Below are 23,255 nucleotides of genomic sequence, written 5' to 3' on the forward strand. Positions count from 1 at the left end.
TGAGCATAGTGCCCGTAGCAAGGTGGCATTCATTACAGGGCTTATTTGCTATTCTTCCGGGTCAGTCAATCACACTGAATCGATTTCATCCTGAGTCAGGTAGCGCCACTCCCCGGGCCTCAGGGATACATCAAGGGCAATATCCCCAACCTGTTCGCGATGCAGACTCGTCACTTTATTGCCAATGGCCGCAAACATACGCTTAACCTGATGATATTTACCCTCAGTAATGGTCAACAATACCTCTGAGGGTGCAAGAACTTCCAGTAAAGCAGGCTTGGTCGGTGCTCTCTCACCTTTCAACTCAATACCGCTGGCAAATCGCTCAATCAGTTCTTCAGTCTTATCTTCTGGCAGAGGGTCGGCTAATTGCACGCGATAGCGCTTGCCACACACTTTTACGGGCGAGGTCAATCGATGGGACCATTGCCCATCATCGGTAATCAGTACCAGCCCTGTCGTATCTGCATCCAGACGGCCAGCGATATGGAGTGAGTAAGCCTTGTGAATATCCAGCAAAGAGAGAACCGATGGGTAGACCTCATCCACATTGGAACAGAGCGTATCTTCGGGTTTGTTGAGCATGATATAGCGCAGCCCGCGAGCTTTAACCAGCTCTCCCAGCAAACGGACTTCACAGGTATCCGGTACCTTGAAGGCACTGTTTTTCACCACAATGCCATCGCAGGTCACTTCACCCCGGTGCAAACACTTTTTGGCATTGGCACGTGAGAGTTCGGTACTTTCGCAGAGGTATTTATCTAAACGCATTCGGGGAAGACTATGCCTGAAAATCAGGATGGTAATATTAAAGGAGCCTTATAGCCAATAACAATGCAGGGAGTTGGGTAACTGAACCCCCATTGCTTCAGCCACCGCAAACCACTCACTATTTATGAATTTTCACATATTGGCTTTTCACGTCATCAGTCATAAAATACATCACCATTTATCCCCCTTCTAGAAAACCGTATTTCCCCTATGGTTGAGGAACTCCCCATTGCTATTTTCTGAGCTGGCTCTCCATGAACGGGTGCAAAAAGCACTCTCTGAACTCGGGTTTGAACAGGCCACCCCGGTTCAGGAACACACCCTGCCCCTGGCCATGACCGGCAAGGATCTGATGGTCAGCGCAGAAACCGGCAGTGGTAAGACCGCAGCGTTTCTGCTGCCCATGCTCAACCATATGCACACCACCCCTTCGCCCAAAACCAGCACCCGGGCACTGGTGCTTGTGCCTACCCGGGAGTTGGGCCTGCAGGTGTTAAAAGAGTGTGAAGCACTGGCTCGCTATACCTACATCAAGGCAGGGCTGATCGTTGGTGGTGAGGACTACCGCCATCAGGTGAACACTCTGCGCAAAAACCCGGAGATCCTTATTGCCACCCCCGGCCGCCTGATTGAGCATATAAAAAACGGCAACCACGATTTCAGCGACCTGGAATACCTGGTACTGGATGAAGCGGACCGCATGCTGGATATGGGCTTTGGTCCCGATGTTTTGAGCATCGTGGAAGAGTGCCATGGCGAACGCCAGACGTTCCTGTTCTCAGCAACCCTGGAAGTCCGGGGCCTGGGTGAAATGGCCTACCGGGTATTGAACGATCCTGCCCGTCTGAAGCTGAACTCTGTCCGGGAAAAGCACGCCAATATCCACCAGCAGATTATTCTCTCGGACGATACCGCCCATAAAGAAAAACAGCTGATCTGGCTGCTCCGGAATGAAACCTATGACAAAGCCCTGGTGTTCACCAATACCAAAGCCCGGGCTGAGGAGTTTGTCGGCAAAATCCGGGTTAAAGGCCTGAAGGTCGGCGTACTCCACGGAGATATGGACCAGCGGGAGCGCAAGCACGTTATGCGCCTGCTGCTAGATGGCAAGATCAACATTCTGATTGCTACCGATGTCGCAGCCCGAGGCCTGGATATCAAAGGTGTGGAACTGGTTATCAACCTGGAAATGGCCCGTAACGGTGATGACTATGTCCACCGGATTGGCCGTACCGGACGTGCCGGAGAACAGGGGCTGGCCATCTCCCTGATCGGGCCGGACGAATGGAACCGGATGTCGGGTATTGAACGCTACCTCCGGCTGCGGTTTGAGAAACGTACCATCAAAGAACTGCCGGGCAGCTATAAAGGCCCCAAAAAGCTGAAAAGCTCAGGCAAAGCCGCAGGCAAGAAAAAACCGGCCGGTAAAAAAGGCGCTGGTAAAAAACAACCGGCAGATAAACAACGTCACCGGGAGCAGAAGAACGTGGGCAAACGTCGTACACCGGCGGCCGAAGCCAAACCCGCCACTGCAACCACCACCTCAACCGATTCCGGTTTTGAACCACCCAAGCGCAGGAAGTAATACATCACATGAGCAATAACCTACCTTTTTCCGCTCTTGGGCTGGATGAGTTGCTGATTCAGGCAGTCAACGAAGCGGGCTACCAGAATCCTACCCCGATTCAGGCCAAAGCGATTCCCATGGCTTTAACTGGCCGTGACCTGATGGCATCTGCCCAGACCGGCACCGGTAAAACCGCCAGTTTCACCTTGCCAATCCTGCACCGGCTGGCGCAGATGAGAGCCAGCAAAGCCATCCGCGCCCTGGTGCTGGTCCCTACCCGGGAACTGGCCATTCAGGTTGACAATAGTTTTCAGACCTATGGCAAGCACACGGCTATCAAGACAGCTGCCGTTTATGGTGGCGTAGATATTGACGATCAGTTGCAGGTTCTGAAAGCAGGCGTTGATGTCCTGGTGGCGACGCCGGGTCGCCTGGTGGACATGATCAACCGGAAGCATATCCAGCTGGACAGTTTGAGAATACTGGTGCTGGACGAAGCCGACCGTATGCTGGACCTGGGCTTCCGTGACGATATTCAACGCATTGTGCAAAACGCGCCGACAAAACGTCAGAACCTGTTGTTCTCTGCCACCTTTTCCAAAGACATTAAACAGCTGGCCCATGACTTCATGCGCCATCCGGTCAAGATTGAACTGGAAAACCCCAATTCTGCCGCTAATACCGTGTCCCAGTCTTTCTACCCGGTAGACCAGCAGGACAAACCGGAGATTCTCAGCTATCTCATCCATGGTGGTCGCTGGCAGAAAGTGCTGGTGTTTGTCCGCACCAAAAAAGCCGCCAACAAGGTTGCCGAGTTGCTGGCAGAAGACGGCATCAATGCCCAGGCCATTCACAGCGATAAAAGTCAGTACCTGCGTATTCGCACACTGGAGGATTTTAAGGATAACTATTTTGATGTTCTGGTAGCGACGGATGTGGCAGCCAGAGGCCTGGATATCGAACAGCTGCCGCTGGTCATCAATTATGACCTGCCCAAAGTTCCCCAGGACTACGTGCACCGCATTGGCCGCACCGGCCGCGCCGGACAAAAAGGCAGGGCTATCTCCCTGGTGAACCCGGAAGAGAAAAAGTTATTGGCCGGTATCCAGCAGCTGATCAAAAAACCACTGGAAATAGAGCCTCTCCCCTACTTCGAAGATGGCGAGGTGCGTCCTGCTGAGATTGAGGAGCCCGTCAGTAAAACCCGAAACAAGCGCAAACCTGATCTGAAAACAGGAAAGCCAGCGATAAAACAGCGTTCGGGTAATAAATCACGGAATGGCAGCACCAGAAAGCCTTCAGGTACTGCGCCAAAGAAAAGGCCTGCTGTTTTCTCCGGGAAAAAACGGAAGTCCTGACCAGGCCGATTCATTTCAGCCGGATGAAAAGCAATAAGCCGGGAATACCCTGCCTACCGGATATTCCCACCGTAGAAAGCGGGTGACAAAGGTCGCATACAATGGAAGATATTATTGAAGAACTGCGGGAACGCTCTCTGGATGTGTCAGTCCCACTGGAACTGCCGGATGAAGACCAGCTGGTTGAAGTGGAAGAACAGATTCTGATTCCCCTCCCCTACGAGCTCCGGGAGTTTCTGCTGCACGTCAGTGATGTTATTTATGGCTCCATTGAACCGGTGACGGTTACCGATCCCCAATCCCATACTTATCTGCCGGAAGTCGCGGCCAATGCCTGGGCTGAAGGTCTGCCGAGAGAGCTGATCCCCATTTGTGAATGCAATGGTGAGTACTATGGCATTTCCGAAGAAGGAGAAGTGGTTCGCTGGGCTGACGGTGAAGTGACTGACGACAGCTGGCCATCAATCTGGTTATGGGCCCGGGATATCTGGCTGGAGAGCTAATGTCTAAACGAATTCTGATCATTATGGCCATGGCAGCGGAAGCCCGGCCAATCATCGATCAACTCGGACTGCACGAACTGCCCGCCAATCCGCAGTTACAAAGTCACTTTCCCCGCTTTCAGGGTGAGTTTGCCGGTAAGGAGATCGTTATCTCTCTGAATGGCAAATCCACTGAGTACGGTGTCGACAGGATAGGCACCGAATTTGCCGCGCTGAGTACCCAGTCCGCCATTGTGGAGTTTGCTCCGGACCTGATCATTAACGCGGGCACCTGCGGTGCTTTTTCAGCCGATGCTGATATTGCAGATATCATCACTTCCGACCAGCCGGTGGTTTACCATGACCACCGGGTTCCCCTGAAAGGCTTTGACCGTTTTGCCATGGGGGCTTATCCAACCGCCTATTGCCCCGAATACTTTCAGGGTATTGAGCATAAGCCTGGAGTGATCACCACAGGCAACTCCCTCGATATGCCGGATATCGACAGGCAGTGGATTATGCAAAACCAGGGAATGGCCAAAGAGATGGAGTGTGCCGCTGTTGCTGCAACCGCTCATCTTTACGGTATCGACTTCCTGCCGATCAAATCCGTGACAGATCATATCGATATCGATATCGAACTGGATAATGTTGAACAGTTTCTGAACAACCTGAGCAAGGCCAGCCAAAAGCTGAGCGAAACCTTGATCAGGGTATTAACCAATATCAAGTAAAACCGGGCTGCCGACGGCAGCCCTTTTCAATAATGCCTTTGCGGATCGAACCACAAGCCTTTCATCTGTCGTCTGAGATTCAGTTCGGTTAAAAAGGTCAGCGCATCCTGAACCCTTTTTTCTCCAGAAACGCCCTCATATGAGGCCGGGATTCTTTACCCAGCAAGGCCGACATCTCCTGAGACCAGACCCGATCCAGCTTGCCTCCGGTCCGCCGCTGGTAATAAGCTCTCATAGTTTCATCATATTCAGCCACCAGCGCCTTATTCACAGGCTGGTAATGTTCTTCCATCAGCACCGCTTCCAGCGGCAGTCTGGGTTTACACTCCGGATCCTGATCCGGGTATCCAAGGCAGAGGCCAAAAACGGGGTAGACATGTTCCGGCAACGCCAGCAAATCACTGACCTGTTGCGGGTCATTGCGCAGGCCTCCGATATAGCAGATACCCAGCCCTGCTGACTCAGCAGCGACCACTACGTTCTGGGCAAATAGAGCTACATCAACCGTGGCAATAATGAAATGCTCGGTCATCCCGTCCGCCATGGTTTTGCCCGACTGGTCACAGCACCAGCCGGAACGATGCAGGTCGGCACAGAACACCAGAAACTCAGCCGCCTGCTGCACATAGGTCTGGCCACCCGCCAGCTCTGCCATGGCTTTGCGGGTTTCAGGGTTTCTGACCCGAATAACACTGACACCCTGCAAATTGCTGGATGTGGCGGCACTTTGGCCTGCGCTGATCAAGTCTCTCAACAAGGGCTCTTCGATCGGCTGTTCCGTGAATTTGCGAATGGAGCGGTGTGATTGCAGCAGTTCAATTACAGGTTGGGTCATGGTGTTATTCTTAATCTTGCCATTATTATTCTGCACTATTGTAGCCTTGGCTGGATTTTTCAAGGCTGCCTGCCTCTGCTAGACTTCCTTTCCCGGATCTGGCTCCGGATTTACGCTCCGGACCGCTGACCAAGGACAATAAAGACAATGAGACTCTCTCCTCCAGAAAACACTCAAACAGACGCTCACGTCGTGGTCTGTGCCCTCTATAAATTCGTTACCCTGAAGAACTTCACCAGCCTGCGGGAACCCCTGCTCAGAACCATGGAAGCAAACCATATCCGAGGGACGCTGCTGCTTGCCCGGGAAGGCATTAACGGCACCGTGGCCAGCACCCGGGAAGGCATCAATGCGCTGCTTGCCTGGCTTAACCGGGATACCCGTCTGAACCCCATTGAATACAAAGAGTCCCTCAGTGAATCCATGCCGTTCAAAAGAACCAGGGTCAAACTCAAAAAAGAGATCGTCACCATGGGAGTGGAAGACATTGACCCACAAAAGGCCGTCGGGACCTATGTGGAACCGGCAGACTGGAATAGCCTGATCAGTGATCCACAAGTCCTTGTGGTGGATACCCGTAACGATTACGAAATTCAGGTGGGCACCTTCAAGCACGCCATCAATCCAAAGACAGATTCCTTCCGGCAGTTTCCGCAATACGTTGATGCCAACCTGAATCCTGAGACTCATAAAAAGGTGGCCATGTTCTGCACTGGCGGCATACGCTGCGAGAAGTCCACGGCCCTGCTCAAAGAAAAAGGCTTTGACGAGGTTTACCATCTGAAAGGCGGCATCCTGAAATACTTGGAAGAAGTACCAAAAGCGCAGTCACTCTGGGAAGGTGAATGCTTTGTTTTTGATGAACGGGTGACGGTTAACCATGACCTTGAGCCGGGCTCCTACGACCAGTGCAACGCTTGTCGTTTACCCATTACACAAGCCGATAAGCAAAGTGATATGTACCAGCAGGGTGTCAGCTGCCCGCACTGTTTTGATCGGCTGACTGAACAGCAGAAAGCACGATTTTCGGAGCGTGAAAAACAGATGCAGCTGGCCAGGGCACGAGGTGAAGCCCATATGGGCGCAGAAGTTGCCAAGACCGTTGTCCATCGTCGTCAATTAAAGAAAGACGAACGCAGGCAACAGCAACTGAGAACCCGGGCAGGCAAAGTTAAATAGCTGAGCTATGTTTTAACTACAGCCATGGGCCAGGAGGCTGACCGAGAATAGACTGCCCTACTGCGGTGGCAACAAATTGGTCTAAAAAGTCGGAAATTTTTAGCAAATAGAACCACTATTCACTAAAAATTTCCGACTTTTTATCCTCAATTTTCTGCCATCCTCGCTACGGGGTCGCCTAGACGGGCGCTATTCTCGGTCAGCCTCCCAGTTGTATTTTTTCATCAGCTGACTTGAACGGAGCGTCGCCATGGAACTCGAAACCCCCGAGAACCTCAACCCTTTTATCCTTCTGGGCATTGTCAACGAAAAGCTAAGGCTTACCTGCAACTCACTGGATCAGCTGGCCGATGAGATGGACATGAGCAAACAGGAGATCGAAAGCCAGCTTCATAAAATCCGTTTTCATTATCAGTCGATCAATAATCAGTTCGTTCATGACTGACCGGTAGGAGGCTAACCGAGGGTCTGTTGAACTGGTAACAAAAACATCAACAGACCCTAAACAAAATATTGCCACACCTGCTTTACCGATAAAGTTCCTCCCCGTACCGCATGAACCAGCAAAATAGCAAACCCCAGGGTCATCAACGGTAACAGTGGGCGCTTTTCCTCCTGGAAAAAATACCAGCCAGCCCCCATTAAACAGAGTGCCATTATCATCAGCCGGGCATCCACAGGTTCACCGGAAACCACTTCCATAAAGATCGCCAGACAACCAATCACATTGGCAATTAACCAGATGGGCGACAGCATCCCGATACTGCCCAGCAACGGAAACTTGATCAGTGCGCCACCGGTCCAGGCTTTGGGTTGCAGATCCGACGACAGGTGAAAGGCAATTCCCAGGGCCAGACCTGCGGCAATGGCTGAAAAACCGAAAACCCAAATCACCAGCGCAGGAATACAGGAATGGGTTATTGCTGAGCGGTGGGACAGCCCCGGTATCAATAAATCCAGATCCGGCAATCGAATGCCGGCAATCAGACCGGCCAGGAAAAACAGAACATCTTCCATGAAAGCCATAGTGGGCCAAAATGAGCAAAGCTCTCTGGCTGCCAGAACCAAACCCGCCAACAGAGAAGCCTTCAGCGGTGTCCTATACAACTTCATAGATCACAAAACAGACTATAAAACAGGGGGCGGACTATACCGTTTTAGTAGTAGTAAGCCTAGTACACCATTTCGATAAGCTTGGTGTGTAATCTCCGCTCAGGACGAACGGAGTTTGGGCGTCATTGATAGAGGGAACCCGTCATATACATTGAAACCGTGTACTAGAGCCAACGCCTTAACTGACTGTTTATAGTTGAAAAAAACATCACCAAACAGAGCTTCCAGAGCTTTTCTTCCGGTATTATTTGAAAGCGGGTCATATAAAATTCAAAACACCATTCTACCGCACCATTTGCTTTCAATCCTGCGCAGGTAATACACTCCCCCCACTATTTTATGCACTAGCGTTGATGACTGATGACCTACAAACTCAACGATAAACAGTTCGAATCCATTCAGAAGCTGGCTGACCATGAGCGTTATGATTACTTTCTGAAAAAAGTGGCGGACTGGGAAGAGATCTGGAGCCTGCACAGCCCGGAAGGTTGGGTAGAGCTGTCATCCAGTGATGGTGAAGAGTGTCTGCCCATCTGGCCACACCCTGATTTCGCCAAAGCCTGGGCAGTGGATGACTGGTCAGACTGCCAGCCAAAAGCCATCAACCTGGAAGTGTGGCTGGAGCGCTGGACGCCTGGCCTGGAGCGGGATAACACCATGCTGGCCGTGTTCCCGGTTAATGAAGAAGAAGGGCTTGTTGTGACACCTTCTGAACTGCATGAAGCCATTCTTGGCGAGTTGGAGCAGGGATAAGAGTTACCCTCTTTTAACCATACTCTTTTAATCACAGAGGCACAGAGACGCTAAGGATTAAGGTCTTTTATCTGTGCCGCTGTGTGTGACCAGGCAACAGTTCCACTTACTCAATGCGCCATATGCTGGCCTTTGATCTCATCCGTGGCATGAGCAACCACTGTCTTCTGATCACCATTACTGAAAGTGATCGTCACCGGCACGTCACTGTTTTTGGCTATAGGTTTGTTAAGGCCCATCAACATAACATGATAGCCACCGGGCTTTAGCTCCAACCTGTCGCCCGGGTTGATGGTAAGGTTATCCACACGGCGCATTTTCATCATGCCATTGTTCATTTCTGTGGTATGGAGTTCTGTTTTCCTGGCAACAGGGCTGCTCAATGAGCGAATCTGTACGGCCTGATGAGAACCATTGTAGATGGTCATATAAGCAGCTGATGAGGACATACCCGGCTTGGTTGCACGGGCACTGGCATTCAGTAACTGCAACTCTGGTTCAGAGTGCTCTTTTGAGTGAGCGTAGGCATGACTGTGCCCGCCCTGTGCAGCCATTGCAATGTGCGCAGTCAATAGCATCATCAGAGCCATCGTACTATGTACGATTGTTCCCATAACCCTGACTACCCTGGTATACATAATCGTTCCGCTTTCCATTAATCAACTCCACTATTCATTAGAAGTATTATGGGAGGATAGCAATCTGCTGTGAGTTTGCTTCTAAAGGGTCCAGTTCAAAAAGAACATTATATACCGCTTCTCTGGTTTCCATTTTCAGCCTGGCGATCCAGACCATTTTGCGGCCAGTGGTACAAAAAGTGATATTGCCGGTACCAGTATACAGGTCAGCGTCTGCCGAATGTCCAGATTGTTTCTGTAAATTGAATGGCATCAACCCCATGGGCATATCACGCCCAACAAATTCCATGCTGACTTTTTCAGCAGCAAGCCCTGAAACTTCTGCCCTGATAGCCAGTGGCTGCCCCGTCGGCATGGACGCCGGCAAAATATTAAGCATGATCGAACCATTCCCTACCCTGCTCTGACACCCTTTGAACGTGTTGCAATAAGCAACCGTTTGAAACCTCTGTTTATCGACGGAATTTTCACTCTTGTTCAACAAGCGGGATCCGTAAAATACCAGCAGTAAGCCAAGTAATAATGCTAACGGAAGGAGAAACCGGGATAAGTGCCTTGACAGTTTTTTCATCATTATTTGGATCAACATTTACTTGCAGGCGGGCATTATAGGCTTTTTACTAACGGAAAACAGAAGAACATTCTCCTGAAATTCATTTTTAGAGGAAAAATCAGCTGTGACAAAAGAGAACGATACGCTGTCTCTGTTCGACAGCCATTGCCATCTTAATTTTTCAGTCTTTGATAAGGACCGTTTACAGGTGTTGAGTCAGGCAGAAAAGGCAGCAGTCAGTCATATCTGCATCCCTGCCACTCAACAGGTGGAATGGCCTTCCCTGATTAATGAGTCAGAATTACTGTCGCAAGTGAGTCCCGTAAGTATCGTAACGGCCCTTGGTCTGCATCCCTGGTTTATTTCTGAACATCATCCCGAACATCTGAATGTATTGGATACGCTATTACAACAACGTCCCGCCGGGGTCGTTGCCATAGGGGAAACCGGGCTGGATTTTTTTGACCGGAACATGACTCCCCAGACAAAGGCCAAACAACTCGAGCTGTTTACTGGCCAGGTTGAACTGGCCTGCCTGCACCAGATGCCACTGATTATTCATGGCCGGAAAAGCCATGATGACATTTTGAAAGTACTGCGACGATGCAAACCGGAGCGGGCCGGAATTATTCACGGGTTTTCCGGTAGTGAACAACAGGCCGGAGAATATTTGAAGTTAGGCTTTAAGCTGGGATTTGGTGGCGGTATCACCTACCCGAGAGCCCGTAAAACACGACACTTGGCAGCAACTGCGCCAATCGACAGTATTGTGCTTGAGACAGACGCTCCGGATATGCCATTGAATGGCTATCAGGGACAGAGAAATGAGCCAGGAAGAGTGAAACTCGTTGCTGAGTATCTGGCCAAGCTAAGAGGAATGTCTTTGCCGGAGGTGGCAGAAGCCACCTCTCATAACTGTCGTACGCTATTCAGAATATGATGGTTAAGCACCGTCGGCGGCTTCAGCTTCCAGCAGCTTGTTCTTACCGATATTGATTTTTCTTGGCTTCATCGCCTCTGGAATTTCACGTTCCAGATCAATATGCAGAAGACCATTATCCATGGTCGCACCGGTGACACGGACGTAGTCGGCCAGCTGGAAACGGCGCTCAAAGTTACGCTCGGCAATGCCCTGGTAGAGGTATTTTCGCTCTGTATCGTCTGGCGTTTTCTTGCCCTGGACAATCAGTACACCCTCACGGCTTTCTATTTCCAGTTCATCTTCGGCAAAGCCGGCAACCGCCATGGTGATGCGGTATTCGTTCTCATCCAGCAGTTCGATATTGTAAGGAGGGTAGCCATTATTTCGGGTTGTCTGGGAATGCCCGGCATTCATGGACTCCAGAAGGTGAGCCATCCGGTCAAAGCCGATCGCAGAACGGTACAGGGGGGTGAAATCAAAATCAAAAGTACGCATGGTCATATCCTCAATAGAGCAATATGTTGATCAAATCGGCTTTTCATTATGAACAAGCCTTGGTTGACAGTGCTGCTTTGAGCCACTGTTAAGTAGCTAACCATATGAAATCGTATATTTCTGACTCCTTGTGCTGGCACTCTGCTTCGTTACAACTCCGGTCACATAGCTACGGCTATGCTCCCTCCGTTGAGCCTCGCATAGTACCAGCCCAAGTAGCCAGAAATATTCGATTCCATATGGCCAGCTACTTACCGCTAATATATGTACGTTTAATTCGATTCCAACCCCTGCGTGTTATTTTTTTAAAAAATATCCAGGTGGTAATCCAGCATCCGGTCACCATCGAACAGATAGCGTCCTTTGAACCTGTTCCCCTTCAGCATTTCAGGTAGCCAGATAATGTCGTCTGCCCACATTTCTTCATAGGGGATCTGATCAAGGGAGAACCACAGCGGTATGGCCTCATCCGTCTCTTCCGGTAAGCCGGTAAAATCCCTTGCCACATAGGTATGCACATGAATAGAGTAGCCATCGGTAAACTGGAAACAGCTCTCTCCACAGAACTCAGGATTCACCGGGGTGATGCACAGCTCCTCCTGCACTTCGCGGATCGCGCACTCCAGCAGAGATTCACCGGGCTCAAGTCGCCCTCCCGGCCCATTGATTTTTCCGGCCCCCAGGCCACGCTTTTTACGAATCAGCAGAATTTGCCCATCCTTGATAACAAATGTCAGCGTAGCGGGGTCTTTGGCCTGCCAGGAGCTCCAGTCAATATCCTGCAATGATTGCATCAATCAATTCCTGCTTAAAGATAATTAACATACCTCAGCTTCGCGTTGGGAGGCAGCATTATTGATAATGGTTTTGTTTATGGGGATTAGCGCTTTTCTGCGCTAGTCTTGCATTGGTAAGGAAGCCGGAAGGTCATGCAACAACGGCGATAACGCGATGCCTGACAGCCAGGAGGCTCTTAATTGTCTTTGTCTAATCCTGGAGTTTAACAATGAATCCAATTCATTCAGAGTTGTTGCCCGGTTCTTTGCCGGGCCCTCCGTTAGCAGCGAGTGCTCTGCCCGAGTCAGCTCCTGAAGAATGCGTTGTATGCAGGGAACCATTGTTCAATGGACGGTCTGTTGTGATATTGCCATGTCAGCACAGATTCCATAACGCCTGTAATGATGCCTGGATTGATGGTCGCCAGCTGGGTGACTGGACTTGCATCCTTTGCAATACAACGCCCAAAACTCTTGATATTGTTGCTTTGAATGATAACCGATACGCCTCTCTGGCACACAGTTCTGAAAGCCTGAAACTGCAGCTGTTCAAAGCTTGTCAGGACGGAAATGTCGCTACCGTGATCGGTGCGGTGGAGAAGGACCCATCGCTTATTACCGGAACCATCAAGCTTGAGGACCTTAAGGGACACTACGGGCCCATTCATGTTGCCTCCCTCTATGGGCATCTGCCGATTGTCGAGTTTCTACTTACCCGGGAGGTAGATATTAATTTGCCAGAAGAGGACGGTATACTTTCTCCAATTGAACTGGCTGCCAGAGAAGGCTTCGTGGAGTTGGTCAGCTGTTTGACTAAGCGCGATGCCAAAGATTTAAATTCAGCACTCTTGCTGGCCACTCATTATGGCCACGTCAATGTGGTACGGAAATTGATCGATAACGGAGCTGACATTAACCATGTGCACGAGGTGATTTTGGGTAACAAGTTAATCCGGTATACCCCTCTTGTCAGTTCTGTTACTTCGAAGTCTGCTGCACAGCTGGTTGAGTTGTTAATATCGAAAGATGCCAAAGTCACTGATGAGGCACTGTGGGTTGCTGTTGGACTTGACAAGCTGGATATCGTTAAACTCTTGATCACCCATACCGATGTCAACGCCATGGATGGGTGGATAATCTGTGCCGCAGCCAGATTTAATCGACTGGAGATCGTCAAGGTGTTACTTGCCAGCGGTGCCGAGATTGATAAGCCATACGATGTTGAGACTGCTCTTGGGTACGCAGCTGAATACGGTTGTGTTGATATGATTCATTTACTGGTAGATGCAGGTGCCAGTCTGGAATCCACGGTATTGTCCAATGGCAAAAGAAGCCTCAGTCCTCTGTGCATTGCTACTTATGCCAGGCAGCAGGACTGCATCAAGGCGCTTATCGAGCGGGGCTCCGGGATTGATAACGCCGATTTTCGAGGTCTTACACCACTGACCCAGGCCATTCTCGCCAATAATATCGACCAGGTCAGAGAGCTGGTTGAGCATTTCCACGCGTCGGTGAATTGTTCTCCAAATTATTCTATACCCTGGGCAAATGTAATACCCCATGAGTTATTCAGGCGCAGGGAGCAGTTTGTTATCTCTCCGCTGGCATTTGCCGTGCATTTGGGTAGGAGTCCAATCACTCAGTTTCTGATTGATTCCGGCGCAGAGATTAATGCCCTTCACGGGTTGGCACTGCGACTGGCAATTGTACATGACAATGCCGGGATTTTATTGAAGCTGATTCATGGCGGTGCTGACCTTTGTGGTGTTTTTGATAACGGAGAGACGCCTCTGGCATTAGCAAATCGTCTGAAACGTTCGACTTTGGTTATGGAACTCTTGAGTCATGGGGCACCAGCTTCTGAAATCAGTCTGGCAGCGGATTTTCGAGATTTGAGCATTGTTTAAGTGCTGAAATTTGCAAGTCAGGCCTGTCATTTCTGTGATTTCTTCCTATTTTAACCTGATGCCAATAGAATGCAGCTCTCGACCACTGTTGTATAGGGTCTGAACAATGAACACTGACCTGCGTAAACAAATTCTGGATGCCTTCAATTTCCGTCACGCCTGCAAAAGCTTTGATGTCAGCCGGAAAATACCCGATGAGGATTTTAACTTCATTCTGGATGCCGGGCGCCTTTCTCCCAGCTCATTTGGTTTTGAACCCTGGAAGTTTCTGGTCATCCAGAATCCTGAGTTAAGGGAAAAGATCAAAACTGTCAGCTGGGGAGCCCAGGGACAGTTACCCACCGCCAGTCACTTTGTCATCATTCTGGCCCGCAGGGAAAACAGCATGCATTATGAGTCTGAATACATCCTGGACCATATGCGCAATGTTAAACAGCTACCTGAAGATGTTGTGGATATGATCAGCGAGTTCTACCGCGACTTTCAAAACAGTGACTTCCGGCTGACCGAGTCACCCAGGGCCATGTTTGACTGGGCCTGTAAACAGACTTATATCGCCCTCGGTAATATGATGAGCGTAGCCGCCCAGATTGGCATTGACTCCTGCCCGATTGAAGGTTTCAACCGTGACAGGCTGGAGCCACTGATGGCACAGGAGGGTCTGCTGGATAGCGGGGAGTTTGGCGTCAGTGTGATGGTTGCCTTTGGTTACCGGGAAAACGAGCCTTACCCGAAAACCCGCCACCGGCAGGGAGCAGTTGTCGAGTGGCATTAATACCCGGTCACTCAGCAAGTTCATTGAGGCATAACAGCGTCAGGCAGTTGCTCTCAAAGCCACCGGTATCAATAAAGTGGGTATTTCCCAGGGTAACCGGTTGATCAACAATGGTATGACCACAAAAGATGTGGTCAATACCGGCAACCACAGAATCATCCCCACTTTGAATCCGGGTCCTGGACCATTGCATCGCCCAGACCAAGTCCGGATCAGATGCTATTTTCTCCGGATTCCAGACCGGCAACGGGTACTCTGCATGGCAAATGGCCACCTGCCTGTTGCCAGGAAGATCAACCGAGATCAGAACCGGCTGTTCAGAAGCCATGTCCGCATACCTGTTCATTCTTTCTGATGAGACCTGCAGATGCCAGTCACCGCCACAAAGCACCCATTGGGCAATCTCATGGGCGGATGGCTGTCTTACCGTATCAATCATGCACTGCTCATGATTGCCTCGAACACAGTGGAACCATGGCTCCTCCATCAGAGAGAGGCACTTCTCGGAAGCGGGCCCCCGGTCGATCAGGTCACCACAGCTGAAACAACGATCCTTTTCCCGGTCAAAGCCGACGTTGGCCAGTGAGGACATCAGGAGATCATACATGCCATGCAAATCACCAATAACAAAATCACGGCCAACGACATTCTGACGAAAATGCTGGTAAAACATAAATCCTCCCTGGATTTCTGATTAGCGTTCAGGTGTGTACATCCACGTTTACGGTTTATCCTTCATTACCAGTTTAGCCACGCCATCATCAGGATTGATGACGGTGGTGAATTGCCGGTGACTGGTCAGAATGTTGTGCAGCATCGGCTCCCGGGCCAGCTCCCTGAACGACAAGGGCATATCAGCAGCTAACTGGCCCTCAGCCCTCATCTGTTCCGCCTGTTGATAAAACCTGAGCATCACTGGCAGCACTTTACGAACGGTTTCCGGTAACCCGGCCACAGCAATGGCATTGGCATAAACGGCAGGCCCATAAGTTGCGGGCGGTGTAGCCAAAGCGGTTAAGTGCCGTTTGCTGTGCTGAATCCACTGTTTCTGCTGATCCTCTGGCAGACTTTTAAAGCTGGCGTATAACTCACTGCCTTCGGCCGGTGTAAACAACCTTGCAGTGGCCCCCAGGGAGGCAAGGGCAAGAAACTCATTGGGATTTCTGGTCAAATTATTCAGTTGCAACCATTGCCCCCGCTTTTGCAGGTAGACCTGCATGGGGTTCAGCTTCGGCTCCCTGAACAGCCTGTCCAGCAGTAACTTCTGTTGATTCATGGACCGCCAGGTATTCTGGGTGAGATAAACAGAGCCTTTTGCCTCCAAATGGCCACGGAATCCGGCAATATTCACCACCCAATGGTCGTACCATAGATTCATATCATCGTGACTGATGCTCTTGTTCTGTATCCCGGTATTAAGCACGGTATACATGGACAAAGAGCCCTCGTTATACATCATATGGCGAAGGTGGCTATGGGGCAGATAGACAATTTCAAACAACCGGGCAGCTGAAGGGTGTTTGGTAATAATCGAGCGAGCCAGCGGGTAAATCTTCTCAGCATAGGGTGCTGTAACCGATAGGAAATCCACCGAATTTTCAGGAACAGGCTTAGCCAGAGCTTTAGCAGCGCGCTTACGTGCCTCCGGCGATAAAGTGACCGCATCCAGAATGGCTGTCGCCCGGAGAACTTCATAAGAGATAGCGTCCAGCCCCGCAATCTCCCTGGAAAGCTGCTGGAACGATGGCTCTGACAGCCTGGGAGTATCAGGGTCAGTCTGAGGTACCACAAATGCCTTATAGGCCTCGTGGGAGCCATTTCTTAACAGCTGAAGGCAATATAATCGGGATAGTGCTCTTGACACTTCCCGATGGATTGCCGCCGATGACCACTGTGTAGATAACTCCGGTGTCACCACTGGATTAGCCAGCACCCATGAGAGTTGCTCTATTTGCTCCCGGGAAATATCCAGCTGATCGGCAAAATGCTTGTGGATATACTTTTTAATGGGATCCAGCCGGTTTTCAGCCACAATCAACGGGCTAACCAACAGCAGAAGCACCAGCGAAACCCAGGAGAATGTCATTGTTTTCATAATAAGCTTTCTTTTCTGGAATTGTTGCCATGACTGGAAACCGTTGTGAGCAGACTTCCCGGGGATGAACACCCTATAAGGCGGCAAACTATGGAGGCCAGGGTCAACACCAATATCCGCATCCAATGCTCGCAGCAACAGGTCTCAGGAATGATAAGAAAGATAGATGCTGATGGTTTAGTCAGCCACATGAAAGGAGCATTATTTCTTAAAGGTATATAAAACCTCTCCAAAGCCTGGGCTGTAACTCCAACACAACCACTGATTTTTCATTATTAGTCATATTGTTTTATTCGGCTGTCAAAACGGGGGCTATTCTTAATCGATGCTCCAAACCCGATTGGCATTGAACTCCATTGACAGGGGAGAAAACAGCCATGGCTGACCTCGACCTGGCAACCAGACTGGTAGACCAGTTTTTCTCAGAGATCGCTGACAGCTATTGCCGTAAGGATCTCGACGCAATCATCGGTCACTACCAACCCGATCCGGGTCTGCTTTTCTGGAACGCTGAGGGTGACACCATTACCTCTGTTGACCAGTTAACCCTCTGGTATGAAGAACTGTTCCGGCGATTTGATATCAAATCGGTCAATTTCCGGCTTGAAGAGATTTATGCGGATGAAAACACCATTGTTTCCGGGAGCCTGTGGGTACTGTCCACGCTGCGAAAAACTGGGGAAGAAAAGCCCGGGGAAGAAAAGCTTGAAGAAGAGCAGTCCCTGAGAGCCACTCACCTGCTTAAAAAACACGATGGCAGATGGCTTATCCATCACCTGCATGTTTCACCAACCCACTTTCTACCGGATTAATGACTCAAACAACGCCCAAACGATGCATTACCGCATCTTCCAGTCAATACAAGCTGGCATCTTCCATATCACTGGGAGGCATGCTGGAGATTTACGATTTCCTGATATATGGCTTGATGGCCAGCTATATTGCCGAGAACTTTTTTCCTGCTGAGGACCATATCACCTCATTAATCAACACATTTGCCACCTTTGCCATTGGTTACCTGACCCGTCCCTTCGGTGGTGTTGTCTTTGGCCACTTCGGGGACCGCTATGGCCGTAAAAAGACCTTTACCTTTTCCATCTTTCTGATGGCAGTAACCACCGCATTGATGGGCTGCCTGCCCGGATGGAACAGTATAGGTTCAGCAGCCCCCATCACGCTGATCCTGTTACGCTTACTGCAGGGGTTCTCCCTGGGGGGAGAAATTCCGGGAGCCATCACTTATCTCAGTGAGACAACACCTGAAAGACGCGGGTTGGTGATCGGCATTCTGTTTCTGGCCATTATGATTGGTGTATCGTTCGGGACATTCGTGCATGGCATGCTTGAAATGTACCTTCCGGCAGAAGCCATGAAGGAGTGGGGCTGGCGTGTCCCTTTCTGGGTCGGTGGATCCCTCGGAATCATCAGCTATCACATTCGCAAACACTTCTCCGAATCCGGATTTTTCGAAGCACTGGACCAGACCAAAGCACAGGCTTCCATACCGATTGTTCTCCTTTTCACACAACATACCCGGGGGGTTATCTGCGGGCTCATGACCATTGGCCTGTGTGGATCAACCGTGACTATCTACAGCATTTACATGCCGGGTTTCCTCTCGTCGCTGCTGGGGTTTCCCAGGGAAGCCGTTGCCTGGCACACCACCCTGGCGTTTTTGATGCTATCGCCACTCTGTCTGATATTCGGGCTGCTGTCCGACCTGATGAATCACAAACTGATTCTGGGCATTATGGCCATTGTTGTCGCCACCACTTCCTGGCCAGCGTTTCAGTACTTCTCGTCACCGGACGCCGAACTGAATAAGATCCTGTTGATCTGTGGCCTGCTGGCAGCAACTGCATCGGGTGCACTGCCGCCATTGTTGATCAGTTTTTTTCCAACGGAGATTCGCTATACCGGCATTGCCACCTGCTACAATTTCGGGTTTGCAATTTTTGGCGGCATCGCCCCTTTTACCTCAACATTACTGGCTAAATACTCCAGTAATACCACGGGACCGGCTATCTACCTTTCTCTTATTGCTGTGATCAGCCTGATCGCCCTGTTTATTCCCTGGCCAAACGTTCAGCTGACAACGGACCAGTTCGATGAGGAAAGAAATCTTTAAGTCTGCCAGCCAAAATACATTTCCTTGAACCAGGGGATTGTGCGTCGAAACAATTTCTGGCCTGAAATGCAAAGCGGGTCAACGCACAGGCCATCCATTGATTTATTGTAATCATCAATAGCCAACAGGATAATTTCCTGTATAAATTAGCTTCAGATAACAAATGCAAGGCTTAATAATGAATGCATTGATTTGGTATAAAAGTTCGTTTTTTCCAGCGCTAACCCTATGCCTGTTGCCAATAGCGGCCTATTCTGATGCTTATAACGACTGTTTATACAAACAACTCAAAGAAGGTGCTGATTCACTGACACTGGCTGAAATCCGCCAGCAATGCCAGACAGTTGTCGCTGAAAGTACGGAAGACGCTGATAACGTCGTTGAACAGCGGTTACAGGAAGAAGAAGAAACTCTGGACAACCGGTTTGCCATCACACCTCACCGACCCAACTACCTGCTACCCATTTCCTACAATAAAAGCCCTAACCCAAGCCCCTTTGAAATCCGGAATATTGATGATTTCTCCAGTACCGAGATCAAGTTTCAACTGAGTATGAAAGCTCCCCTGGCCCAGGGAGTATTCAATGGTTACGGTGATATCTTCGTTGCCTACACCAACACCTCCTGGTGGCAGGCTTATAACAGTAACTCGGCACCCTTTCGGGAAACCAATCATGAGCCGGAAGTGTATATGGTTTTCCCCACCAACCATCAGCTCTGGGGATTTGAATTAAATGCGGTTTTTGCCGGGCTGACTCACCAGTCCAATGGTCGCAGCGGAGAACTTTCCAGAAGCTGGAACAGAATCTACGCACAGTTGGTTTTTTCCAGAGACAATGTTGTGGTGAGCATCAAACCCTGGTGGCGGATTCCGGAGCCGGAAAAAAAGCCCGGCCAGCAAAGCAGTTCCCGGGGGGATGATAACCCTGATATTGAAAAGTATATGGGCCATGGTGAGTTGCATCTGGGTTACCAGGTCCGGGAGCACAATCTTGGCATGACGTTAAGAAATAATTTGCGAAGTGATAACAAAGGTGCCGTTCAACTGGACTGGTCATTTCCAATTAACAAAAGATTCCGGGGTTATATTCAATACTTCAATGGCTACGGTGAAAGCCTGATTGATTACAACGATAGCGCTAATCGACTGAGCATTGGCGTCATGCTGACCGACTGGTTATAACCCCGGAAACAAGGGAAGCCCTGAACACTTCCCGTTAAATGTTTAAACTGCCGGACTGGTTTGTTGAAGATCCTGGCCTTTGCGGAACAGACCAAAACCCATCATGGCAAGTACCACAGCAAGAACCGGACTGAGCCAGTTTAAAAGAGCCCAGGGCGCATACTCAATAACGGCAACACCCAGCGTCGAGGCAAAAAACGCACCCCCGGTAGTCCAGGGTATAAGCGCTGTGGTGAGTGTCGCCCCTTCTTCCAGAGAGCGCGAAAGCACACGGCGATCTACGCCCTTTCGATCATAGGCTTCACTGAACAGCTGACCACCCAATATGATCGATATGTAAGCTTCCCCCATGGTCAGATTTCCCGTGAAGCAGGCAATAACGGTGGTCGCAACCAGAGTGGATGCCCTGGTTATTTTTATCACAATCGTTTGTATAAGCACCTGCAAAAAACGGCAACGCTCCAGAATACCACCCAATGCCAGGGCCATAAGAGATAATGACAGTGTCCACATCATTGAGGTGATACCCCCTCGTCCAAGCAATGCATCCAGGCTCTCCAGGCCAGTCGCAACCGTGCCGCCGCCATAAAGACTGTTAAGCACCGTGGGCAGACTCTGATCCTGCAGGACGATAGCCAGCACCACCGCAACAGAGGATGCCACCATCATGCTGGGCTCTGCGGCAACACGGGCCATACTGAGCAACAACATGGCGATCAGCGGTAACAAAGTCAGTGCATTGATCGTGAAGGTATCCTTTAAAGCCACTTGCATGGCGGACAACTGTTCAGCGGGCAACGGGTTCTCAGCGTAACCGAGCCCCATTAGCGAGAATATCACCAGGGCCAGCAGATAGGCCGGTCCTGTAGTAAACAGCATGCTCTGAATATGGGAGTAGAGATCAACTCTTGAGGTCATGGCAGCCAGGTTAGTGGTATCAGAAACCGGTGACATCTTGTCACCAAAGCAGGCACCTGAGATAACCATTCCGGCAACCAGGGGAGCGGGTATGCCCATGGTGGTCCCGATCCCCATCAGGACAACCCCCATGGTGCCAACCGTTCCCCAGCTGGTACCAGTGGCCAGGGACATCAGGCTACAGAGAAGCAACCCGGCAGGCAGGAAAAGCGCCGGACTGACAAATTCAATACCGTAGTAAATCAATGTTGCCAGCGTACCACTTTGAATAAACGCAGCGATCAGTACCCCGATCAGAATAAAAATATAAATCGCCGTCAGCGCTCCGCTAATCCCGGCATTCATGGCACCCCGAATGGCACGAAAGTCATAGCCAAGGGCAAAGGCACTGATGGAAGCGATCATCAGGGACAACAGAATCAAGCTGTGCAGGCTGGTTTCCAGAACAAAAAGCCCGACACTAATGACGCCAATGATTGCAGCAAGGGTGATAAAAGCATGGAGAAAACCGGGCTCTTTCCATGATGTTTCTGCCGAAGTCGATACAGCCAAACCAGAACTCCTTTGGATACTGGGCAAATAGCCAGATATAAATATTTATTTCCCAGTATGAAATTACGTTATTTTTAAGAATTTGATGGATTTATATCCCAATCAATCTATTTAGCAAGTGTAATGACAAAAATATTACTCTGCCGGACGATAATCGGGATCTCTTCAACAACCGTCAGGCGTGATGACTTATCCCCTGAGGCAGGCATCATCCATACCAACCTGGTCTCCCTGCGCTGGCGGCAGGGAGAGAAGGCTTCAGTGGATTTCCCTTGATGGCAACATCGGTTAACCCTCTTTAAGCCACCACCATTGCAGTACGATACAGTGCTGTTTTACATCAATGGTGGAACCATTCACGCCCCTGGCGAGTTGCCGCAAGTCAACACAGGGCCTGAGCTGGATTTTGCCTGGATCGCCACCCGAACAACATCCATTGTTATTGGCCTGAAGGATATCGCGTAGCCGTAACTGATAAGACTCATAAGTAACGTAAATATTGTTTTATTAATCAAGATGGTAAAATCATCGTTCAAATTTAGTGAAGTTATTAATTTTGGAGTTGAATATGTAATTTAAGAAAACCAAATTTAATATCACTTTTGTTGCCACCCTACTGGCCACTTCTTTCGATCCAGTTGATTCTGAAATGGCTCTTGAATCCAGGAGAAGGGAAGGCAATCCCCCTGACTAATAATGAAAAAATTATTTTTAGCATTGATGTTTTCGTCTTCTGTTTTTGCCCAGACACAAAGTCCAATTCACATTGGTGGCAAAGACAATATCGAAGAAGCGATTCGAATGACACGAGTCACAACAGTAGAGATCAAAGTGTCATCGATGTCGAAATCGTCTGACTATGAAATCACTGTAGATGGTGAAGTGATTGATACAACTGGAGTGATCCGGGCTCATTCCACCATGAAGATTGATGTACCTCTTATATTCAAAACATCAAATAAACCACAGAGGTTTCAAATCTGTTCTGTTTCGATCCCCGGTGAGAGTGATCTATTCAGGACTCGTGTTTGTACCAACGCTGATCTCGTATTCATTATTTGAGGAAATCATGAACATCAAATCCATTTTCGCTGCTACACTTTTCGTTTCTACTTCTGCAATGGCTCTTGATGATAATCAAATGCAGTTTTCTACTGACGTTGATCCAATGTATGGAATCGAAATTACCGATGCACAAGGTGCTCTTCGATTCAAAGGAGAAGCTGCTTCCAATCCAACGACATTCAAAGTTATTTCCAATACGGGAGAAACATTGACTGTCCGTGCCGAATTGGCATCCCTGAATACTCCATCGGGTCAACCTGTTAATGATCTTAAAGATGGTCTCTATATGGGTATTGGCTCAAATGCCCACAAGATAGCCGACGGTGCTGATTTCATCAATCTGAAATCAGACAAAGTGTATCCTGCTACAGCTCAGTTCGTGAATATCAAACGGACAGATGTCAAAGCAGGAACGTATGACGCGATCATCACTCTGACCGTTCAGCACAAGTAAGA

Annotated in this window: 26 protein-coding genes; 16 read left to right on the forward strand and 10 right to left on the reverse strand. The window is 49.7% G+C overall.

Translation table 11 applies throughout. The features are described from left to right. Positions 1 to 69 precede the first annotated feature (69 nt). Positions 70 to 771, reverse strand: a complete 702-nt coding sequence (gene rsuA, locus J7439_RS01110) for a 16S rRNA pseudouridine(516) synthase RsuA (RefSeq protein ID WP_209199850.1) — start codon at positions 769 to 771, stop codon at positions 70 to 72. A 229-nt stretch (positions 772 to 1,000) separates the two neighbouring features. On the opposite strand from rsuA, the gene J7439_RS01115 reads away from it, so the two are divergent. The 4 genes from J7439_RS01115 (at position 1,001) to J7439_RS01130 (ending at position 4,912) form a co-directional block, all read left to right on the forward strand. After that, complete coding sequence (locus tag J7439_RS01115) at positions 1,001 to 2,356, forward strand: DEAD/DEAH box helicase (RefSeq protein WP_209199851.1); 1,356 nt, start codon at positions 1,001 to 1,003, stop codon at positions 2,354 to 2,356. Positions 2,357 to 2,364: 8 nt separating this feature from the next. Then, positions 2,365 to 3,696 carry a DEAD/DEAH box helicase gene (locus J7439_RS01120; protein WP_209199852.1) on the forward strand — a complete coding sequence of 444 codons (1,332 nt, stop codon included), beginning with the start codon at positions 2,365 to 2,367 and terminating at the stop codon, positions 3,694 to 3,696. A 101-nt stretch (positions 3,697 to 3,797) separates the two neighbouring features. Beyond that, positions 3,798 to 4,199: an SMI1/KNR4 family protein gene (locus J7439_RS01125; RefSeq protein ID WP_209199853.1), complete on the forward strand. Its 402-nt coding sequence runs from the start codon at positions 3,798 to 3,800 to the stop codon at positions 4,197 to 4,199. Beyond that, positions 4,199 to 4,912: a phosphorylase family protein gene (locus J7439_RS01130; protein WP_209199854.1), complete on the forward strand. Its 714-nt coding sequence runs from the start codon at positions 4,199 to 4,201 to the stop codon at positions 4,910 to 4,912. Before J7439_RS01125 ends, J7439_RS01130 begins: the two co-directional genes overlap by 1 nt. A 97-nt stretch (positions 4,913 to 5,009) precedes the next feature. On the opposite strand, the gene nfsA is transcribed toward J7439_RS01130, so the two are convergent. Beyond that, positions 5,010 to 5,747, reverse strand: a complete 738-nt coding sequence (gene nfsA / locus J7439_RS01135) for an oxygen-insensitive NADPH nitroreductase (protein ID WP_209199855.1) — start codon at positions 5,745 to 5,747, stop codon at positions 5,010 to 5,012. A 147-nt stretch (positions 5,748 to 5,894) separates the two neighbouring features. Between nfsA and trhO the strand changes: the two genes are divergently transcribed. Together trhO and J7439_RS01145 are read left to right on the forward strand one after the other, a co-directional pair. Further along, positions 5,895 to 6,926: an oxygen-dependent tRNA uridine(34) hydroxylase TrhO gene (gene trhO / locus J7439_RS01140; protein ID WP_209199856.1), complete on the forward strand. Its 1,032-nt coding sequence runs from the start codon at positions 5,895 to 5,897 to the stop codon at positions 6,924 to 6,926. A 250-nt stretch (positions 6,927 to 7,176) separates the two neighbouring features. Continuing rightward, a complete protein-coding gene (locus J7439_RS01145; protein WP_209199857.1) occupies positions 7,177 to 7,371 on the forward strand; it encodes a DUF4250 domain-containing protein in 195 nt (64 codons plus the stop codon). A 56-nt stretch (positions 7,372 to 7,427) separates the two neighbouring features. Here the strand turns inward: J7439_RS01145 and J7439_RS01150 are convergent, their stop codons facing one another. Then, positions 7,428 to 7,943: a hypothetical protein gene (locus tag J7439_RS01150; protein WP_209199858.1), complete on the reverse strand. Its 516-nt coding sequence runs from the start codon at positions 7,941 to 7,943 to the stop codon at positions 7,428 to 7,430. Positions 7,944 to 8,399: 456 nt separating this feature from the next. On the opposite strand from J7439_RS01150, the gene J7439_RS01155 reads away from it, so the two are divergent. Then, complete coding sequence (locus J7439_RS01155) at positions 8,400 to 8,792, forward strand: DUF2750 domain-containing protein (protein WP_209199859.1); 393 nt, start codon at positions 8,400 to 8,402, stop codon at positions 8,790 to 8,792. Positions 8,793 to 8,902: 110 nt separating this feature from the next. Here J7439_RS01155 and J7439_RS01160 read toward each other — a convergent pair whose 3' ends face one another. Both J7439_RS01160 and J7439_RS01165 read right to left on the reverse strand, forming a co-directional pair. Further along, a complete protein-coding gene (locus tag J7439_RS01160) occupies positions 8,903 to 9,448 on the reverse strand; it encodes a copper chaperone PCu(A)C (RefSeq protein ID WP_209199860.1) in 546 nt (181 codons plus the stop codon). A 28-nt stretch (positions 9,449 to 9,476) separates the two neighbouring features. Continuing rightward, complete coding sequence (locus J7439_RS01165; protein ID WP_209199861.1) at positions 9,477 to 9,809, reverse strand: hypothetical protein; 333 nt, start codon at positions 9,807 to 9,809, stop codon at positions 9,477 to 9,479. Positions 9,810 to 10,107: 298 nt separating this feature from the next. Between J7439_RS01165 and J7439_RS01170 the strand changes: the two genes are divergently transcribed. Further along, the gene (locus J7439_RS01170) at positions 10,108 to 10,923 is read left to right on the forward strand and encodes a TatD family hydrolase (protein ID WP_209199862.1); all 816 of its coding nucleotides are present in this window, start codon (positions 10,108 to 10,110) and stop codon (positions 10,921 to 10,923) included. A gap of 3 nt (positions 10,924 to 10,926) precedes the next feature. Here the strand turns inward: J7439_RS01170 and J7439_RS01175 are convergent, their stop codons facing one another. Together J7439_RS01175 and J7439_RS01180 are read right to left on the reverse strand one after the other, a co-directional pair. Continuing rightward, the gene (locus J7439_RS01175; protein ID WP_209199863.1) at positions 10,927 to 11,400 is read right to left on the reverse strand and encodes an Hsp20 family protein; all 474 of its coding nucleotides are present in this window, start codon (positions 11,398 to 11,400) and stop codon (positions 10,927 to 10,929) included. Positions 11,401 to 11,705: 305 nt separating this feature from the next. Then, positions 11,706 to 12,194, reverse strand: a complete 489-nt coding sequence (locus J7439_RS01180; protein ID WP_209199864.1) for an 8-oxo-dGTP diphosphatase — start codon at positions 12,192 to 12,194, stop codon at positions 11,706 to 11,708. A gap of 212 nt (positions 12,195 to 12,406) precedes the next feature. Between J7439_RS01180 and J7439_RS01185 the strand changes: the two genes are divergently transcribed. Both J7439_RS01185 and J7439_RS01190 read left to right on the forward strand, forming a co-directional pair. Beyond that, positions 12,407 to 14,083: an ankyrin repeat domain-containing protein gene (locus J7439_RS01185; RefSeq protein ID WP_209199865.1), complete on the forward strand. Its 1,677-nt coding sequence runs from the start codon at positions 12,407 to 12,409 to the stop codon at positions 14,081 to 14,083. A 106-nt stretch (positions 14,084 to 14,189) separates the two neighbouring features. Next, complete coding sequence (locus tag J7439_RS01190; RefSeq protein WP_209199866.1) at positions 14,190 to 14,858, forward strand: NAD(P)H-dependent oxidoreductase; 669 nt, start codon at positions 14,190 to 14,192, stop codon at positions 14,856 to 14,858. 7 nt (positions 14,859 to 14,865) lie between these two features. On the opposite strand, the gene J7439_RS01195 is transcribed toward J7439_RS01190, so the two are convergent. Together J7439_RS01195 and J7439_RS01200 are read right to left on the reverse strand one after the other, a co-directional pair. Continuing rightward, positions 14,866 to 15,531, reverse strand: coding sequence for a metallophosphoesterase (locus tag J7439_RS01195; protein ID WP_209199867.1), 666 nt, complete (start codon positions 15,529 to 15,531; stop codon positions 14,866 to 14,868). Between the two features lie 48 nt (positions 15,532 to 15,579). Continuing rightward, the gene (locus J7439_RS01200) at positions 15,580 to 16,953 is read right to left on the reverse strand and encodes a hypothetical protein (RefSeq protein WP_209199868.1); all 1,374 of its coding nucleotides are present in this window, start codon (positions 16,951 to 16,953) and stop codon (positions 15,580 to 15,582) included. 377 nt (positions 16,954 to 17,330) lie between these two features. Between J7439_RS01200 and J7439_RS01205 the strand changes: the two genes are divergently transcribed. The 3 genes from J7439_RS01205 (at position 17,331) to J7439_RS01215 (ending at position 20,264) form a co-directional block, all read left to right on the forward strand. After that, a complete protein-coding gene (locus tag J7439_RS01205) occupies positions 17,331 to 17,765 on the forward strand; it encodes a YybH family protein (RefSeq protein ID WP_209199869.1) in 435 nt (144 codons plus the stop codon). Then, positions 17,714 to 19,081, forward strand: a complete 1,368-nt coding sequence (locus tag J7439_RS01210) for an MFS transporter (protein ID WP_209199870.1) — start codon at positions 17,714 to 17,716, stop codon at positions 19,079 to 19,081. The genes J7439_RS01205 and J7439_RS01210 overlap by 52 nt, the downstream gene beginning before the upstream one ends. A 178-nt stretch (positions 19,082 to 19,259) precedes the next feature. After that, positions 19,260 to 20,264 (forward strand): phospholipase A, encoded by a 1,005-nt coding sequence (locus J7439_RS01215; RefSeq protein WP_209199871.1) that lies wholly within the window; start codon positions 19,260 to 19,262, stop codon positions 20,262 to 20,264. 42 nt (positions 20,265 to 20,306) lie between these two features. On the opposite strand, the gene nhaC is transcribed toward J7439_RS01215, so the two are convergent. Continuing rightward, on the reverse strand, positions 20,307 to 21,734 hold the full coding sequence (nhaC, locus tag J7439_RS01220) for a Na+/H+ antiporter NhaC (protein WP_209199872.1): 1,428 nt from the start codon (positions 21,732 to 21,734) through the stop codon (positions 20,307 to 20,309). A gap of 312 nt (positions 21,735 to 22,046) precedes the next feature. On the opposite strand from nhaC, the gene J7439_RS01225 reads away from it, so the two are divergent. From J7439_RS01225 to J7439_RS01235, 3 genes are all read left to right on the forward strand, one after another. Beyond that, positions 22,047 to 22,199: a hypothetical protein gene (locus J7439_RS01225; RefSeq protein ID WP_209199873.1), complete on the forward strand. Its 153-nt coding sequence runs from the start codon at positions 22,047 to 22,049 to the stop codon at positions 22,197 to 22,199. 231 nt (positions 22,200 to 22,430) lie between these two features. Next, complete coding sequence (locus tag J7439_RS01230; protein ID WP_209199874.1) at positions 22,431 to 22,796, forward strand: hypothetical protein; 366 nt, start codon at positions 22,431 to 22,433, stop codon at positions 22,794 to 22,796. Positions 22,797 to 22,803: 7 nt separating this feature from the next. Then, on the forward strand, positions 22,804 to 23,253 hold the full coding sequence (locus J7439_RS01235; RefSeq protein ID WP_209199875.1) for a hypothetical protein: 450 nt from the start codon (positions 22,804 to 22,806) through the stop codon (positions 23,251 to 23,253). Positions 23,254 to 23,255: the final 2 nt, after the last annotated feature.

Source organism: Salinisphaera sp. G21_0, assembly GCF_017744115.1.
Taxonomy (GTDB): Bacteria; Pseudomonadota; Gammaproteobacteria; order Pseudomonadales; family Endozoicomonadaceae; genus Endozoicomonas.

Excerpts from the sequence above, each read along its gene's own strand:
- rsuA (WP_209199850.1), bottom strand. The coding sequence starts at position 771 with ATGCGTTTAGATAAATACCTCTGCGAAAGTACCGAACTCTCACGTGCC.
- J7439_RS01120 (WP_209199852.1), top strand. The coding sequence starts at position 2,365 with ATGAGCAATAACCTACCTTTTTCCGCTCTTGGGCTGGATGAGTTGCTG.
- J7439_RS01125 (WP_209199853.1), top strand. The coding sequence starts at position 3,798 with ATGGAAGATATTATTGAAGAACTGCGGGAACGCTCTCTGGATGTGTCA.
- J7439_RS01130 (WP_209199854.1), top strand. The coding sequence starts at position 4,199 with ATGTCTAAACGAATTCTGATCATTATGGCCATGGCAGCGGAAGCCCGG.
- nfsA (WP_209199855.1), bottom strand. The coding sequence starts at position 5,747 with ATGACCCAACCTGTAATTGAACTGCTGCAATCACACCGCTCCATTCGC.
- trhO (WP_209199856.1), top strand. The coding sequence starts at position 5,895 with ATGAGACTCTCTCCTCCAGAAAACACTCAAACAGACGCTCACGTCGTG.
- J7439_RS01145 (WP_209199857.1), top strand. The coding sequence starts at position 7,177 with ATGGAACTCGAAACCCCCGAGAACCTCAACCCTTTTATCCTTCTGGGC.
- J7439_RS01150 (WP_209199858.1), bottom strand. The coding sequence starts at position 7,943 with ATGGAAGATGTTCTGTTTTTCCTGGCCGGTCTGATTGCCGGCATTCGA.
- J7439_RS01155 (WP_209199859.1), top strand. The coding sequence starts at position 8,400 with ATGACCTACAAACTCAACGATAAACAGTTCGAATCCATTCAGAAGCTG.
- J7439_RS01160 (WP_209199860.1), bottom strand. The coding sequence starts at position 9,448 with ATGGAAAGCGGAACGATTATGTATACCAGGGTAGTCAGGGTTATGGGA.
- J7439_RS01165 (WP_209199861.1), bottom strand. The coding sequence starts at position 9,809 with ATGCTTAATATTTTGCCGGCGTCCATGCCGACGGGGCAGCCACTGGCT.
- J7439_RS01175 (WP_209199863.1), bottom strand. The coding sequence starts at position 11,400 with ATGCGTACTTTTGATTTTGATTTCACCCCCCTGTACCGTTCTGCGATC.
- J7439_RS01180 (WP_209199864.1), bottom strand. The coding sequence starts at position 12,194 with ATGCAATCATTGCAGGATATTGACTGGAGCTCCTGGCAGGCCAAAGAC.
- J7439_RS01185 (WP_209199865.1), top strand. The coding sequence starts at position 12,407 with ATGAATCCAATTCATTCAGAGTTGTTGCCCGGTTCTTTGCCGGGCCCT.
- J7439_RS01190 (WP_209199866.1), top strand. The coding sequence starts at position 14,190 with ATGAACACTGACCTGCGTAAACAAATTCTGGATGCCTTCAATTTCCGT.
- J7439_RS01195 (WP_209199867.1), bottom strand. The coding sequence starts at position 15,531 with ATGTTTTACCAGCATTTTCGTCAGAATGTCGTTGGCCGTGATTTTGTT.
- J7439_RS01200 (WP_209199868.1), bottom strand. The coding sequence starts at position 16,953 with ATGAAAACAATGACATTCTCCTGGGTTTCGCTGGTGCTTCTGCTGTTG.
- J7439_RS01205 (WP_209199869.1), top strand. The coding sequence starts at position 17,331 with ATGGCTGACCTCGACCTGGCAACCAGACTGGTAGACCAGTTTTTCTCA.
- J7439_RS01210 (WP_209199870.1), top strand. The coding sequence starts at position 17,714 with ATGGCTTATCCATCACCTGCATGTTTCACCAACCCACTTTCTACCGGA.
- J7439_RS01215 (WP_209199871.1), top strand. The coding sequence starts at position 19,260 with ATGAATGCATTGATTTGGTATAAAAGTTCGTTTTTTCCAGCGCTAACC.
- J7439_RS01230 (WP_209199874.1), top strand. The coding sequence starts at position 22,431 with ATGAAAAAATTATTTTTAGCATTGATGTTTTCGTCTTCTGTTTTTGCC.
- J7439_RS01235 (WP_209199875.1), top strand. The coding sequence starts at position 22,804 with ATGAACATCAAATCCATTTTCGCTGCTACACTTTTCGTTTCTACTTCT.